Source organism: Paracoccus sp. 22332 (assembly GCF_052045125.1).
Taxonomy (GTDB): Bacteria; Pseudomonadota; Alphaproteobacteria; order Rhodobacterales; family Rhodobacteraceae; genus Paracoccus; species Paracoccus haematequi_A.
The window spans coordinates 1-15,095 of record NZ_JBQEOI010000002.1; the positions used below are offsets into that span (position 1 = coordinate 1).

Consider the following 15,095-nt stretch of genomic DNA (forward strand, 5'->3'; position numbering starts at 1 on the left):
CGCTGAAGCTGAGGTTGGTGGTGATGATGACGCTGGTCCGCTCATAGAGCTTGCTCAGCAGATGGAAGAGCAGCGCCCCGCCCGAGGCGCTGAAGGGCAGGTATCCCAGTTCATCGAGGATCACGAGATCGAGGCGGGTCAGGCTTTCGGCAATCTGCCCGGCCTTTCCCTTGGCCTTTTCCTGTTCCAGGGCATTGACCAGTTCGATGGTGGAGAAGAAGCGGACCTTGCGGCGGTGATGCTCGATGGCCTGGACGCCGAGGGCGGTTGCGATGTGGGTCTTCCCCGTGCCCGGGCCGCCGATCAGGACGATGTTCTGGGCCCCGTCCATGAACTCGCAGCGGTGGAGTTGCCGGACTGTGGCTTCGTTGATCTCGCTGGCTGAGAAGTCGAAGCCCGAGAGGTCCTTGTAGGCGGGGAAGCGTGCGGCCTTCATGTGATAGGCGATGGAGCGGACCTCGCGCTCGGCCAGTTCGGCTTTCAGCAGTTGAGACAGGATCGGCACGGCTGCGTCAAAGGCCGGCGCCCCTTGCTCGATCAGGTCCGTCACGGCCTGCGCCATGCCATGCATCTTCAGGCTGCGAAGCATGATGACGATGGCGCCGCTGGCAGGATCATGACGCATGACGGCCTCCTGCAGCTTGGGTGCGCAGGCCGTCATAGCGCTCCACATTGGCCTTTGGCTCACGGCGCAGGGCCAGGGCCTGCGGGGTATCGAGGGGCGGCCCGCCAATGACCTTGCCATCGACCAGCCGGTGTAACAGGTTCAGCACATGGGTCTTGGTCGCCACGCCCTCGGCCAGGGCCAACTCCACCGCCGTCAGCACGGCCTGTTCGTCGTGCTGAAGAACCAGGGCAAGGATGTCGACCATCTCCCGATCACCGCCGGGTTTGCGCAGCATCTGCTCCTGCAACTGCCGGAAGGCAGGCGGGAACTCGGCAAAGGGCGCGCCATTGCGCAACGCCCCGGGCTTGCGCTGAAGAACAGCCAGGTAATGCCGCCAGTCATAGATCGTCCGCGGTGGCAGCTTGTGGCTGCGCTGGATGATGCGGCAATGTTCGCACAGGATGTTGCCCTCGGCCGCCACGACCAGCCGGTCCGGATAGATCCGCAGGCTGACGGGTCGGTTCGCAAAGGATGCCGGAACGCTGTAGCGATTGCGCTCGAAGCTGATCAGGCAGGTGGGCGAGACGCGCTTGCTGAGTTCGATGAAGCCGTCAAAGGCCGGCGGCAACGGCATCAATGCGGCCCGCTCCTCAGCCCAGACATCGGCGATGGTGCCGGGCAGCGTGCCGTGCGGGGTCTCTTGCCACACCTCCAGGCAGCGCTGTTCCAGCCAGGTGTTCATCATGGCAAGGTCGGGAAAGCCCGGCATCCCTTGTAAGACCTGATGGCGGGAGTCCTGAACGTTCTTCTCGACCTGTCCCTTCTCCCAACCCGCTGCCGGATTGCAGAACTCCGGCTCGAAGACATAGTGGTTGGCCATGGCGAGGAAGCGGAGGTTGACCTGCCGCTCCTTGCCACGGCCCACACGATCCACTGCCGTCTTCATGTTGTCGTAGATGCCGCGTTCAGGCACGCCGCCGAACACACGGAACGCGTGCCAATGGGCATCGAACAGCATCTCGTGGGTCTGCAGCGGATAGGCGCGCAACAGGAAGGCCCGGCTGTGCGACAGCTTGATATGCGCCATCTGAAGCTTGGTGCGCTCGTCCGTCAGATGGCCGTAGTCTTCGCTCCAGTCGAACTGGAAGGCCTCTCCCGGTCGGAAAGACAGCGGAACGAAGGTGCCGCGGCCCGTGGTCTGCTGTTCCCGCTGGCGATCTGTGCGCCATTGCCGCGCAAAGGCCGCAACCCGGCCGTAGGAGCCGGTGAAGCCCAGCTTGACCAGATCGGCATGCATCTGCTTCAGCGTCCGCCGCTGCTTGCGCGACTTGCCGGCCTCCGTCTTCAGCCAGCCGGCCAGCTTCTCGGCGAAAGGATCAAGCTTGCTCGGGCGATCCGGCGTGGCGAACTTCGGCTCGATCGTGTCTGCCGCCAGGTGCTTCGTAATCGTGTTGCGCGACAAACCGGTGCGCCGCGCGATCTCGCGGACCGACAGCTTCTGCCGCAAGTGCATGCGTCGAATGATGTTCAAAAGTCCCATGTGGATCACTCCCGTTACCCCCGCCGCTCATCGCTTTGGGGAAAGGTTCACATGGCTCAATTCTCAGTGGAAATTACGAGCCTATCCGGCTCAGTTCTGGGTGGAAATCAACACATCGCCGTGCTGACGCTCCTCGAGGCGCCGGTGCGGTCCACCGCCGAAAGCGATGCCTTCACCATCCGTGCGGGCTGCGACAAACGGATGGAGACCTGCGGCGCGAAGTTCGCGAACATCGCGAACTTCCGCGGCTTCCCGCACATCCCTGGCCAGGACGCCGTTCTCCGCTACGCCACGAAGGACGGCGGCCACGAGGGAGGCGTGCTGTGACGCAACCTCCGGCATCAGCCGATCCCACCCGCGTCATCGCCATTGCGCGCTCCTGGCTCGGCACACCGTATCATGATCAGGCCAGCCTTCGGGGCGTGGGCTGTGACTGCCTCGGGCTCGCCCGGGGCGTCTGGCGCGAGATCATCGGCCCCGAGCCGTTCCCGATCCCGGCCTACAGCTGCGACTGGGGCGAGACCGGCCCGCGCGAGGTGCTCGCCGAAGGCGCGCGGCGGATGATGATCGAGGTGTCGCCCGCCGAGGCTGGTCCCGGCGCGCTGGTGCTCTTCCGCATGAAGCCCCGAGCCATCGCCAAGCATGTCGGGATCCTGACCGGTCCCGACAGCTTCCTCCACGCCTATGAGCGGCTCGGCGTGATCGAGGAGGCGCTCACGCAACCCTGGCGGCGGCGCATCGCCTTCGCCTTCCTGTTTCCGCAAACCTGAGACCCACCCATGGCCACCCTCGTTCTCGGCGCGGCCGGCGCCGCCATTGGCGGTTCCATCGGCGGCGCGATCCTCGGCGTCAGCGCCGCGACCATCGGCGGCTTCATCGGCTCGACCATCGGCTCGGTCGTCGACAGCTGGATCATCTCGTCGCTGGCGCCCACCCAGCGCATCGAGGGCGCGCGGCTCGACACGCTGCGCATCACCTCGGCCACCGAGGGCGCGGTGATCCCTCGGCTCTACGGCCGGATGCGGATGGGCGGCAACATCATCTGGGCGACCGATTTCCGCGAGGAGACGAAGACCACCACCCAAGGCGCCGGCAAGGGCGGCGGGGGCGGCAAGGTCAAGACCACCGAGTATCTCTACTACGCCTCCTTTGCGGTGGCGCTCTGCGAAGGTCCGATCACCGGCATCGGGCGCATCTGGGCCGACGGCAAGCCGATGGACCTCTCCGGCGTCACCTGGCGCTGGTATCCCGGCGACGAGGCGCAGACGGCGGACCCGTTCATTGCGGCCAGGATGGGCTCGGCCCGCACGCCTGCCTACCGCGACACCGCCTATGTGGTCTTCGAGGAGCTGGCGCTCTCGACCTTTGGCAACCGCCTGCCGCAGCTCTCCTTCGAGGTGTTCCGGCCGCTGGCCGATCCCGACACCGCCGAGGGGCTGACCCGCGCCGTCACCATGATCCCCGCCTCGGGCGAGTTCACCTACGCGACGCAGGCGATCCGGAAGACCGATGGCGGCGCGACGGTGCCGGAGAACCTGAACGCACTGGCCGACGCCACCGACATGGTGGAGGCGCTCGACCGGCTGCAGGCGATGGCGCCGGCGGTCGAGAGCGTCAGCCTCGTGGTGGCGTGGTTCGGCGACGACCTGCGCGCGGGCTCCTGCAAGATCCGACCAGGCGTCGAGGTGTCGGCCAAGTCGACCACGCCCGCCAGCTGGTCGGTGAATGGTGTGAGCCGGGCCGGTGCCTTCCTCGTCAGCCGCGACGACGAGGACCGCCCCGTCTATGGCGGTACGCCGTCCGACTTCGCGGTGGTTCAGGCCATCCAGGAGATGAAGGCGCGCGGGCTGCGCGTCACCTTCTATCCCTTCATCCTGATGGACGTGCCGCCCGGCAACACGCTGCCGAACCCATATTCCGATAACGCCGCAGAGACCGGTCAGCCCGCGTTCCCGTGGCGCGGCCGGATCACCTGTTCTCCCGCCGCAGGCTACGCGGGATCGGTGGACAAGACCGCCACGGCCGCAAGCCAGGTCGCGGCGCTGTTCGGCGCGGCCACGCCCGCCAGCTTCAGCGTCTCGGGGCAGTCTGTCTCGTGGGCAGGCACGCCCGGCGACTGGGGCCTGCGCCGCATGGTGCTGCACTACGCCCATCTCTGCGCGGCGGCGGGCGGGGTCGATGCCTTCCTGATCGGCACCGAGATGCCGGGGCTGACGACGATCCGCTCGGGCGCCAGCACCTATCCGGCGGTGCAGGCCTATCGGGATCTGCTCGCGGATGTGCGCTCGATCCTCGGGTCCGGCACGAAGATCGGCTACGCCGCCGACTGGAGCGAGTATTTCGGCCACCAGCCGGGCAACAGCAGCGGCGACGTGTTCTTCCATCTCGATCCGCTCTGGGCGGACCCGGAGACCGATTTCGTCGGGATCGACAACTACATGCCGCTCTCCGACTGGCGCGACGGGTTCGAGCATCTCGACGCGGCCGAGGGCTGGCCCGCGATCTACGACCGGGTCTACCTGCAGGAGAACATCGCGGGCGGCGAAGGCTTCGACTGGTTCTATGCCAGCGCCGCCGACCGCTCCGCGCAGGTCCGCACGCCGATCACCGACGGCGCCGCCAGCAAGCCGTGGGTGTTCCGCTACAAGGATCTGCGCGCCTGGTGGTCGAACGCGCACTACAACCGCCCGGGCGGGCTGGAGATCGGGACGCCGACGGCGTGGGTGCCGCAGTCGAAGCCGATCTGGTTCACCGAGCTTGGCTGTCCGGCCATCGACCGGGGCACCAACCAGCCCAACGTCTTCTTCGACCCGAAGTCGTCCGAGAGCTTCACGCCGCATTTCTCGCGGGGCTGGCGCGATGACGCCATCCAACGCGCCTATCTCGAGGCGACCTATCTCTGGTGGGGCGAGGCCGCGAACAACCCGGTGTCCTCGGTCTACGGCGGCCGGATGGTGCACGTCCCCGAAGGCGCCGCGTGGACTTGGGACGCGCGGCCGTACCCGTTCTTTCCGGCGCTGACCGACGTCTGGACGGACGGCGCGAACTGGCGGCTCGGGCACTGGCTGACCGGCCGTCTCGGCGCGGTGTCTCTGGCCGCCCTTGTCCGCCAACTCTGCCAGCGCGCCGGGATGCCTGAGGACCGCATCGACGTCTCGGGTCTCTGGGACGCGGTCGAGGGCTACGCCATCACGGCGCTCGAAAGCCCGCGCGCCTCGATCACCACGCTGTCGCGCCACTTCGGCTTCGATGCCGTCGAGACCGAGGGGGTGATCCGCTTCATCATGCGCGGCCGGGCCTCCGTCGCCACCCTCGCGCCCGATGATCTGGTGGCACCCCGCGAGGGCGACCTGCTGGAGCTGACGCGCGGCCAGGAGACGGAACTGCCGCAGGCGCTGAAATGGCAGGTTGCGCGGGCCGACGAGGATTACGACGCGGCCCTCGTCGAGGCGCGGCGCATCACCGTGGACACGACGCGGATCGCGTCCGAGAGCTTCCCGATGGCGGTGCCACCCGAGGAGGCCGAGCGGCGCTGCCGTCGCGCGCTGATGGAGGCGTGGGTGGGGCGCGAGACGGCGGCGTTCCGTCTGCCGCCCTCGCGCCTCGCGCTGGATCCGGCCGACCCAATCCGGCTCGCGCATGACGGGCGGCTGGTCGATCTACGGCTGGTCTCCATCGCCGACGCCGAGGCGCGCGGCATCGAGGCGGTCCGACAGGACCGGGCGACCTACGATCTGCCGCCCGGCGATCCCCGCGCCGCGTCGCTGACGCGCGCGGTCGTGTTCGGCGCGCCGGATGCGGTGCTCATGGACCTGCCGCAACTGACCGAGGACCAGCCCGCGCATCGGCCATTCGTGGCGGCACACGCCGTGCCTTGGCCGGGCGAGATGGCGGTTTTCCGCAGCCCCTCGATCGATGGCTTCGAGCTGCTGACCACGTTCGGCAGTCGCGCCCGGATCGGGGCTCTCGTCTCGGACTTTTACGCGGGGCCGACGTCGCGCTTCGACCTCGGTAATACGCTGGTGGTCGATCTACTGACCGGGACGCTGGAAAGCGTCACGGACCTGACCCTGTTCGGCGGGGCCAACGCGCTGGCCATCGAGAGCGCGCTCGGCGTCTGGGAGATCGTGCAGGCGGGTGCGGCCGAATTGCTGGCGCCCGGCCGGTATCGCCTGACCCGGCTCCTGCGCGGCCAGCGCGGGACCGAGGGCGCCATGGGCGATCCTGCCCCGGCGGGGGCGCGGGTCGTGGTGCTGGACGCGACACTGTCCTCTCTGCCCATCGCCGAGGCTGACCTTGGCCTTCCGTGGAACTGGCGCATCGGCCCTGCAAGCCGCCCGGCCAGCGATGAGACCTATGTCGCGCAGGCCTTCATGCCTGCTGGCGTCGGGCTGCGGCCGTTCTCCGTCGCCCATGTCGAGCAGCCTTGGCGCACGCCACGCGCGCCCGGCGATCTGACCATCCGCTGGACGCGCCGGTCCCGCGCGCTGGCGGCCGACAGCTGGGGCGGGCTTGAGGTGCCGATGGCCGAGGAGCTCGAAGCCTACGAGGTCGAAATCGTCGACGGCGCAACGGTGCAGCGGGTGCTCGTCAGCGCAACCACCAGCGCGGTCTACACCGCCGCCCAGCAAAGTGCCGATTGGGGCGCGCCGCTCGGTCCCGGCGACAGCCTCACCGTCCGCATCTTCCAGCTCTCCGCCCTCGTCGGGCGGGGCGCGCCCAAGACCATCACCCTCACGTTCTGAAAGCCATCCCATGTCCGACGCCACGACCCATCTCCTGCTGCCCTACATCCTCGCGGCGCAGGCCCAGAAGCACGTCACCCACAACGAGGCGCTGCGCGTGCTCGACGGGCTCGTCCAGCTCTCGGTCCTCGACCGAAACCTGACCGCGCCGCCCGGTTCTCCGACCGATGGTGACCGCTACATCGTCGGCTCGGGCGCGACGGGCGACTGGGCTGGCTGGGATCTGAACGTGGCGCTCTGGACCGATGGCGCCTGGCTCCGGCTGCCACCACGGACCGGCTGGCGGGCGTGGGTCGCGGCCGAAGGCCTGCTGCTCGTCTACGACGGTGCGAGTTGGGTCGGAACGACACCCACGGCGCTGCAAAACATGGCGCTGCTCGGGCTCGGCACCACAGCCGACGCCTCGAACCCGTTCTTGGCCAAGCTGAACGCCGCGCTCTGGACCGCGAAGACCGTGGCAGAGGGGGGCACCGGCGATCTGTTCTACACCATGAACAAGGAGGCCGCGGGCGACGATCTCGGCCTCACGCTGCAGACCGGCTTCGTGACCAAGGCGCTGGTGGGGCTGTTCGGCTCCGATCGCTTCCGCCTCGCGGTCTCTGCTGACGGCAGCACCTTCTTCGACGGGCTGAGCGTCGACAACGCGACCGGCATCGTCGACCAGCCCCGGCTGCCGCGCTTCAAGGCCTACACCAACTACGACAACTACGCCGCCGTCGACACCTGGACGAAGATCCGCATCAACAACACCGACTATAACGACCAGGGCGCTTTCGATGCCGGCAACAACCGGTTCGTCGCGCCGGTCGCCGGTACCTACCTCTTTGGTGCCGCGCTGCTCTTCAAGGTCAATTCCAGTACCAATGCCCGCATGCGCGGCCGGCTGGTGCTGAACGGCTCGACCGAAATCCGGGGGTCGCGAGGTGAGGTTTCCGGGGCGCATTCCTCCGAGGCCACCGCGCTCTGGCTGCAGACCATGGTCCTGCTCGAACAGGGCGACACGGTCGAGTTGCAGGGCACATTTCGCGCGGCGGACGGCTATTTCGCCGCCGATCACACGTCCTTCTGGGGCTGCAAGGTCGGGTGAGTGACGGAAGGTCGTGGCCAGACGAGATGGCGCAGGATAATCTCGTCCCATGAACAAGGACGCCGAAAAACGGATCGCGGCCAGGCTCGCCAAAATCATGGCGATGCTTTGCGTGCGCAACACTCATATCGAAAACATCCACGCAGGCCTCACGCCTGTAACCCATACCGGTGACTGGAGCGACGTCACCGTGGTCGATGCCGATGGCAGGCGCATCCCGTGGACCGATGTCTCGCACATCACCGACGACGAGATGCGCGACCTGATGCGGGATATCGTCAACCGCCTCTATACCTTTCACCTCTGTGCGGACGACCCGAAGCTGCAGGCCGAGATCGAAAAGTGGATGGCCGTTGCAGGAAAATGGGACGAGCCGGAAATCGACCAGCGGATGGTCGGGCGCGGCGGCAACTGGCCAACTACCTGAGGCCCGCGCTCCTTACGGGACCACCGGATAGAACGGCTTGCCCCAGTCCTTGCCGGGATTGTCCATCATGAGATCGATGAAGGCGGGCATCAGGAAGCCAAGGATCGCGGCGCCGTCGCGGACCTGCGCTCGGTTGATGCCGCTATTCCAGGTGGCGCCGCCATGCACGAGCTGGTTACGCAGGACTTACAGCTGATCGAAGATGTCGCTGAGAGGCTACCCATATCGATCTCGGTCCGGCGCGGCAGTGGGGCCAACGGTTCCCGGTCCGGGCGACTGCCTTTGCGGCGGAAACGCCGCCTACGCACGAAGTGCTGGCGTAAAGCCGCACAATGAAGGGCGGCGGATCGGCCGGTGTGGCGACGCTGGGTGCTGCAGGTGTCGAGGTAGAGCAGAGCGTCCCGGCCGAAACCCAGTCCGCCATCTGACCGCTGGTGCCGTATCTCTACACCTTTCGCTGGGTTTTCATCGTCGTGGCGCTCGGCGGGATCATCGCTACGCTAGCAGGTTCGGCGTGGGCGCGCACGGCGCTCGGCTACGGCGCCGCCGCGCTCGGGATCCTTTTGTTCCTGCTAGTCTTGCGCCGTTCAAAGCGGGCGACGGGCAGCGGGAAACGCGGCCGGTCCATGCAGTCCTGTGGGAGAAGGCCCGCCCGGGCGCCCGGTATGATTCGGCCGTGCGGGTGGCGGCCGCGGCTTTCCCGCCGCGCAGGTGCCAGAATGCACCTTGTCTGAATCGCTTACCGATGCAACACTTGCTTAAGCAGTGTCTCTTTCATGCGCGCCTCTTGGGAGGTAAGCTATGTGCGCTTATTTTCGCGCCCTAATCGTGTGTTTTCTTTTGATTACATCCGACCGCGCCCTCGGCCAAGTCGGTTTTCTCGATCCGGGATGGGGCGATCCGGCATTTAGCGACTATCTTGACCGCGCCGGTGGCCGCGTGCTCGGCGATGACGGGCTCGGGCGGGCGATCGTCGGCATATCCGCTAGTCTGCCGATCCTCGGTTTCCCCGAGATCGAGGGCGAAAGCGCTGATCGCTCGGCCTTAGGAACGGACTTTGATCCCGCCGCCTTTGTAGAGGACATCCCTGACTGGCCTGCTTGCGCCAGTCCGACACCCGAGATCAAGAACGTCGGAGACGAGACCGGCGCGTGGTACGTTCGCAATCTGGACTTCGGCTGCGTCCAGATGATCATCGAGGGTGATCGAACAGCACCGCCGCCGCAATTTTCCGGCCGCAGCCTAGAGGACAGCGGCACGATTGAGGTGACAGTCTACGATGAGAATGCCGGCGTGCCCATCGACGCAGAGGGCCGGTCGGACATCCTGACCGTTGATCCCGCCGAGATTCCACCCGGCACGGCGGGCGCCAGCATCGTTCTCGGCAATCTAGTCTATGGGCTGCAGGTCTCCTGTGTCGACCCCACGGCGTATGCCTTGTGCCGCAACACCGAAGCTTCGCGACGCATCGCTGGAAAGCTACGGGTCGTCGGCGGCGCGCCCGATTTTTGATCTTGCGATGGCTTTGAGATCTCCCATGAAGCGATTGACACTCCTCCTTGCGGGTTTCTGCAATTCCGCATCCGCTCAGGACATCACCTATTTTCCGCCCGGCGATATCGAGCCGGCTGGAATCTCCGGCATAGCCGACCGCACCGTCCATTTCCCCGACTGGGTGTTTCCTCTCAAGGTAGGCACCGAGACCGGAGAGCATGCCTTTCTGGGCACGCAATTGCCGCAGTATCATGGCTTGAACGACAACAACGACAGGCGCCTCTATACCTATCCGCACAGGGACAACCAGTGTGAGCCGAGACGTCACCGCGTCAATCCCTGCCCCTCGGCCAAAGGACACCAGGGAAACGACATCCGGCCGCATTCTCCGCGCAACAATTACTGGGATGTCGTGGCCGTAGAGGCAGGCAGAGTCGTCAGCGTCAACGACGATACCTGGGTGAGCATCCGCAACGGCGGGCGCACCGTAACCTACATGCACATGCATCCTGGGTCGATCGACGCGGCCGGTATCGAACCTGGCGTCGACGTCGCGCAAGGCCAGGTGATCGGCCGGGTCTCGAATTATATGGGCGGCAGGCCCAATACCTCGATCCACTTACATATCCACGCCTATTCAGGGACTTTCGCCGCCGCGAACTTCCTGCCGGTGTATCCTAGCCTGATCGCGGCCTATCGCCGCGCTTGGGGGCTTGACGATCTCGTCCGGGACGGGCGCCTCGGCGTCGATCCCGACCGCGAACTGCGCGGCGGCGTCGCGCCCAAGATCCGACCGGACGGCGTGGGTGCGGTGGCGAATGCGCAGGCCTGCGACGGCATTGCCCTCGCACCGCCGCTCCAGACGGTGGATGTGTCCCGCTTTTCAAGCTTCTGGATCCACAATTGTTCGGTCATGGGACTTGTCGCGAACATCCAGAGCGGAGAGCGGGCCTTCTACTATTACCGCGCGAAGACGAGCCTAGCGGACGCGGTGTCACCCGATCCGTCCCTCTTCTCCGGCAGAGTCGAGGGAAGCGCCTATGCCGGGCGCGCCAAGCTCTACAACAGCCGCTGTGGCGACATCCTCTACAACGTCGCGGGCCTCGCCGACACTGTGGCCGACGTGCCGGTCGTCACGCTCCGTGGCTCGCGGCCTCGCCGCGATCGGGACTGCCAGGAGATCGGGATCGTGACGGACGAGCTGATCTTCACGTATCTCGGCAATGCCGCGTCGGCCGAGCCCCCCGCGACGCATCAGCCCGCGCCGCCCCAGGACGATCGCATCACCCTGTCGGAACAAACGCGCAACTTCCTCGCCATCACATTCTATCCGCAAGAGCCCGGCGGTGAGATCATCATTCTTCCTTACTTCGCGCGCTTCCCAGGCACATCCCCCGAGCCCGGTCTGACCGACAGCAGCGGGGGGCTCATTCCACGGCTGAAGAGCGACGAGGCCGGCGTTGCCATCTCGTGGGTGTGGTTGCGCAAGCGCGCGCGCCATATCGAGGGGCAGACCAGCACGCCGCGTGGCATCGCCTACAGCATGGCCGGAGTCGATCCCACGACTTGCTCAGACGATGTCCGGCCCAACTCGGCCGCCATCCGCAACCTTGGGCGGGACAAGGCTGTTCGCTATTGCGACCAAGTCAGCGCCTATCTTGCCGGCTATATCGGCCTCGGCGGCGGTCGGGATTTCGCCAGCGACTATTTTGGGCGTTCGGTAGGCATCGACGAGGTGCTCAACTTCGCCCAGCCGACTATCGCCTTTAACTGGCTGCGGACGATGTACAGCCACGAATCCGGCCGGCCCGCGCTTATCGATGCCGACACGTTCGCGCGCGGCGTGCGCTACGGCGAGGACTGGATCGCCGAGTTCTACTTGGACGAGCCCGGACATGTCCGGCCCGACGCTTGGTACGGCAATCCCTGTAATTTCGGACAAGAGGGTTGCGGCCAGACAGCGCCGGACGCGCCACCGGCGGACAGCACGCCCGCGCCCATAACACTCGACAGCCTTGCGGAGGCTATACAGCGGCTCGAGCGGAGGGTGAATGACCTGGAAGGAGGACAGTGATATGCTGCGCCACCTTCCAACACTGACGCTTCTAGTCGCCGGCGTACTGCAGCTTGGCCACGCACAAGCGCAGTCGCCAGACGGTGGGAGGATCGTCGGTGGCGACGATGCCGATGCCGCCGAGTGGCCGGGCTTCGCAGTCCTGCGCCTGTCGAACCCCTCGGGCAAGGCCTTCTATTCGTTGTGCGGTGCCACTGCGCTGAATGCCCGTTGGATCCTGACTGCAGCGCATTGCTTGAACGGCGTGAGCAGGCAGCCACCATTCCTCTTTGTAGTAGATGCTTGGCGCGGTGGACAAAACCTGAACGGCTGGCGGTTGGACGTGGTTGCAGGCTCGGACAGTTTCGCGTCAGCTGCGGGCGGTGCTGGCCACAGGATCGAGAGGTGGATCCCGCATCCCGATTTCCAGATGAACGGCAATGTCCCGGTTTCGGGCGATATCGCGCTCATCGAACTCGCCGAAGACACGCAGTGGCGCCGCTCCACGATGCCGCTGTCGCACGCGGCTGCCACCGATCCTACCGAGGATGGTCCGGGTGAATTGCTTCAGGTGGTCGGACACGGGCTGACGGTCGAGTATGGGCGACTTGAGATTAAGCCCGCGGACGGAATGACCTTCATCTCTGCGTCCGACCGGCTGCAATGGGCCGGGGTACCGACCATCCCGCTCGGCAGCTGCCAAACGCTTCAGGCGAGCTACGGAAATACGATCGGCCAGAAGCATATTTGCGCGGGCGTCGCGGGCATCGATTCCTGCGGCGGCGACAGCGGCGGGCCGCTCACCAAGTTCGATGACGCGAAGCGGCGCTATCAGGTCGGCATCGTCAGTTGGGGATCTCAGTTCTGCGGTGGCGCCGAGACCTATGCCGGCGTCTATACCCGCGTCTCATCCTATGTCGAAAACTTCGTCCTCCCCCACACCGGCCCGCTTGACGCCGGAGCCGGTGAGGCGCCCGAGCAGGAAGCACTAGCGGCGGCGCAGTTCAAGAGCCTCGTTGAGCAGCTCGAGGGACATTTCGCCGACGACTTGATCGGGGATCTCGAATTGTCGGCTCTGCGCACGGACGGCGCACGCATCTTGCCCGGGGCGCGTGACGCGCTAGCCCTCGGCGACCGCTTCGCCTTCAGCTTTGAGGCGCCGGTCGACGGCAAGCTGTTCATGGTCGAGATCAACCCCCAGGGGGTCGTCACGCAGCTCTACCCGAACGAGTTCTGGGAAGAGGGCGAGGAGATGGTCTCCCGCGGCGAGATCGTATCGGTTCCCGATCCGGTCCGGCATGGCTTCAGAGAGTTCAGGGTCGCCCCCCCGATCGGACCGCACCGCGTTATCGCCCTGATCCTGCCGCCCGACTTCGACTTGGCAGGAATCAATCGCTCCGAGATGCGTCTGCGGCAGCGGGGGCGTACGGACTTGGCCCAGACCGATGCGTCTGTGAGCTATCTGGCGCAGCTTGTGGGCGCGATCGAATCCTACCTTGAAACTTACAGCGATGCCTCGAGCCGGAACTTCCTCGCAGTTCCAAACACGACAATGTTTGCCGCTTCGGCGCTCTTCGATGTCAGGTGACGGCTGTCTCCGAAGGGGCGTCGTGACACGCCTCCTAGTGATCCTGGCCACGTTGTGCCTGGCGCCCGCAGCATGGGCCGAGCGCTTCGGGCTTGTCATCGGCAATCAGTCCTATTCCCCGGCGGTCGGAGTGCTGCACAACCCTATGAAGGACGCTAGGCTTGTTGGCTCGGCACTAGAAGAGGCAGGGTTCGAGGTCGAGACGCTCTTCGACGCCGACTATTTCACGCTTCTTGCAGCGGTCGAGGCACATGCGCGCCGGCTGGCTGCAGCGGGGGAAGGTGCGGTCGGTTTCATCTACTATTCGGGCCACGGCGCCTCCCGGCCAGACACGCGCGAGAATGTCCTCATCCCCGTGGGCATCACCGGGCCAGACGCGCCGGATTTCTGGATCCGTGCACTGCCGCTGGAACGCATTCAGGCAGAGCTTTCCGCGCTTGCGCCAGATGCGGCGCATATCGTCGTCTTCGACGCATGCCGCAACGAGCTCAGGATCGGGGCTCGAGGTAACCGCAATTTCGCGCCGGTCGGTCTATGGCCGAACATGCTTGTCGCCTTCTCGACCGGAGAGCTTGACATCGCGACAGACGGCGATCCGGCTGCCATTGCGGGCCCCTACGCTCAAGCGCTGGAGCAGGAGCTTCGGGCGGCGCGCACGACGCGGGCCCCGATCCTCTTCGCCAACGTCAGGACAGCGTTCCGCGAACGCTTCATCGAAGAGCAGTCGCCCTATTACGTCGACAAGCTGTCGCGGGAAGTGCGTTTCGACGGCGCGCTCCGACGGCGCCTCGAGCAGCCGGAGGAACCGCGGTGCGCCGAGGACCTCGCGGTGGAACTGTGGGAACTGGTCGAGCGCAGCAATTCGCTGGACCTCGCGTTGGCCTTCTTACGCCACTGCGAGGGGACGGCGAGTGCCGACCTCGCCACCGCCCGGCTGAGGACGGTCGCTCCAGAAAGCTTCGCCAATGTCGCACTGCCGCCTTCCGCTGCCGCGGATGACAGGATCGTGTCGGGCGGGCTCGACGACCTGATCGCGAGCCTCGAGAGCGATGACGCCAACAAGCGGCGCGGCGCTCGCGACAGCTTGGCCGCTGCCGGGCTCGACGCGGTCTCGGCGCTTATGGCTGTGGACCGCGAGGCGGCAAGTTACAGGTTCGAGCTGGGCGCGGTGGTCGCGCTGACGGAACTCTTGAGGTCAGACAAGTCGCTGCGCGGCGAGATCTCACGGCGTCTCGATCAGGACGATGTTGACTGGCTGGTGGGGCTGTCGGCCCGTACCGACCGTACGATGCGAATTTACGCTTCCGAGTTCCTCTACGATCTCGGGGACCCGCGCGTCGTCGATCCCGCCATCGGCGATTTCGCCGACGCCTCCGCCAACGGCAAGTATAACCTCGCGCTTGTCCTGAAGGGCGCCGCGCCGTTCGTTCCGCGGCCAGACAGGGCTCTGGCCGCGGAACGCTTCATACAGCTGAAATCGCCTCAGACCCCGAAAACCAGCGCGCTGATTGATGATGCCGTCTCTCTTCTTTCCCGCTAGGCCGAAGGTGCCGG

At 66.0% G+C, this 15,095-nt stretch carries 11 protein-coding genes and 1 pseudogene; 9 read left to right on the top strand and 3 right to left on the bottom strand.

The window, feature by feature from the left end; translation table 11 throughout:
- Window positions 1-625, bottom strand: a 625-nt coding sequence (istB, locus tag ACTJI6_RS01885) for an IS21-like element helper ATPase IstB (protein WP_440797344.1), incomplete at its 3' end; no start/stop codon positions are given.
- On the bottom strand, window positions 615-2,147 hold the full coding sequence (istA, locus tag ACTJI6_RS01890; RefSeq protein ID WP_440797346.1) for an IS21 family transposase: 1,533 nt from the start codon (window positions 2,145-2,147) through the stop codon (window positions 615-617). The genes istA and istB, both read right to left, overlap by 11 nt.
- Window positions 2,148-2,261: 114 nt before the next feature.
- Here istA and ACTJI6_RS01895 point away from each other — a divergent pair.
- The 5 genes and pseudogenes from ACTJI6_RS01895 to ACTJI6_RS01915 form a co-directional block, all read left to right on the top strand.
- Window positions 2,262-2,474 (top strand): annotated as a pseudogene (locus ACTJI6_RS01895) (phage BR0599 family protein); the annotation flags it as partial.
- A complete protein-coding gene (locus ACTJI6_RS01900) occupies window positions 2,471-2,917 on the top strand; it encodes an NlpC/P60 family protein (protein WP_440797348.1) in 447 nt (148 codons plus the stop codon). The pseudogene ACTJI6_RS01895 and the gene ACTJI6_RS01900, both read left to right, overlap by 4 nt.
- A 9-nt stretch (window positions 2,918-2,926) precedes the next feature.
- Window positions 2,927-6,892 carry a baseplate multidomain protein megatron gene (locus ACTJI6_RS01905; protein ID WP_440797350.1) on the top strand — a complete coding sequence of 1,322 codons (3,966 nt, stop codon included), beginning with the start codon at window positions 2,927-2,929 and terminating at the stop codon, window positions 6,890-6,892.
- Window positions 6,893-6,902: 10 nt separating this feature from the next.
- Window positions 6,903-7,979 carry a DUF2793 domain-containing protein gene (locus ACTJI6_RS01910; RefSeq protein ID WP_440797352.1) on the top strand — a complete coding sequence of 359 codons (1,077 nt, stop codon included), beginning with the start codon at window positions 6,903-6,905 and terminating at the stop codon, window positions 7,977-7,979.
- Between the two features lie 49 nt (window positions 7,980-8,028).
- Window positions 8,029-8,406 (top strand): hypothetical protein, encoded by a 378-nt coding sequence (locus ACTJI6_RS01915; RefSeq protein ID WP_440797354.1) that lies wholly within the window; start codon window positions 8,029-8,031, stop codon window positions 8,404-8,406.
- A gap of 12 nt (window positions 8,407-8,418) precedes the next feature.
- On the opposite strand, the gene ACTJI6_RS01920 is transcribed toward ACTJI6_RS01915, so the two are convergent.
- Complete coding sequence (locus tag ACTJI6_RS01920; protein WP_440797356.1) at window positions 8,419-8,574, bottom strand: hypothetical protein; 156 nt, start codon at window positions 8,572-8,574, stop codon at window positions 8,419-8,421.
- 633 nt (window positions 8,575-9,207) lie between these two features.
- Between ACTJI6_RS01920 and ACTJI6_RS01925 the strand changes: the two genes are divergently transcribed.
- From ACTJI6_RS01925 to ACTJI6_RS01940, 4 genes are read left to right on the top strand one after another with little or no spacing between them, the layout of a single operon-like run.
- The gene (locus ACTJI6_RS01925) at window positions 9,208-9,918 is read left to right on the top strand and encodes a hypothetical protein (protein ID WP_440797358.1); all 711 of its coding nucleotides are present in this window, start codon (window positions 9,208-9,210) and stop codon (window positions 9,916-9,918) included.
- Between the two features lie 25 nt (window positions 9,919-9,943).
- A complete protein-coding gene (locus ACTJI6_RS01930) occupies window positions 9,944-11,974 on the top strand; it encodes a M23 family metallopeptidase (RefSeq protein ID WP_440797360.1) in 2,031 nt (676 codons plus the stop codon).
- Complete coding sequence (locus tag ACTJI6_RS01935; RefSeq protein ID WP_440797362.1) at window positions 11,952-13,541, top strand: trypsin-like serine protease; 1,590 nt, start codon at window positions 11,952-11,954, stop codon at window positions 13,539-13,541. The genes ACTJI6_RS01930 and ACTJI6_RS01935 overlap by 23 nt, the downstream gene beginning before the upstream one ends.
- Before the next feature lie 22 nt (window positions 13,542-13,563).
- On the top strand, window positions 13,564-15,081 hold the full coding sequence (locus ACTJI6_RS01940; protein ID WP_440797364.1) for a caspase family protein: 1,518 nt from the start codon (window positions 13,564-13,566) through the stop codon (window positions 15,079-15,081).
- The last annotated feature ends 14 nt before the right edge of the window (window positions 15,082-15,095 follow it).

Coding starts and splice junctions, on each gene's coding strand:
- istA (WP_440797346.1), bottom strand. CDS start 2,147: ATGGGACTTTTGAACATCATTCGACGCATGCACTTGCGGCAGAAGCTG.
- ACTJI6_RS01905 (WP_440797350.1), top strand. CDS start 2,927: ATGGCCACCCTCGTTCTCGGCGCGGCCGGCGCCGCCATTGGCGGTTCC.
- ACTJI6_RS01910 (WP_440797352.1), top strand. CDS start 6,903: ATGTCCGACGCCACGACCCATCTCCTGCTGCCCTACATCCTCGCGGCG.
- ACTJI6_RS01915 (WP_440797354.1), top strand. CDS start 8,029: ATGAACAAGGACGCCGAAAAACGGATCGCGGCCAGGCTCGCCAAAATC.
- ACTJI6_RS01925 (WP_440797358.1), top strand. CDS start 9,208: ATGTGCGCTTATTTTCGCGCCCTAATCGTGTGTTTTCTTTTGATTACA.
- ACTJI6_RS01930 (WP_440797360.1), top strand. CDS start 9,944: ATGAAGCGATTGACACTCCTCCTTGCGGGTTTCTGCAATTCCGCATCC.
- ACTJI6_RS01935 (WP_440797362.1), top strand. CDS start 11,952: ATGACCTGGAAGGAGGACAGTGATATGCTGCGCCACCTTCCAACACTG.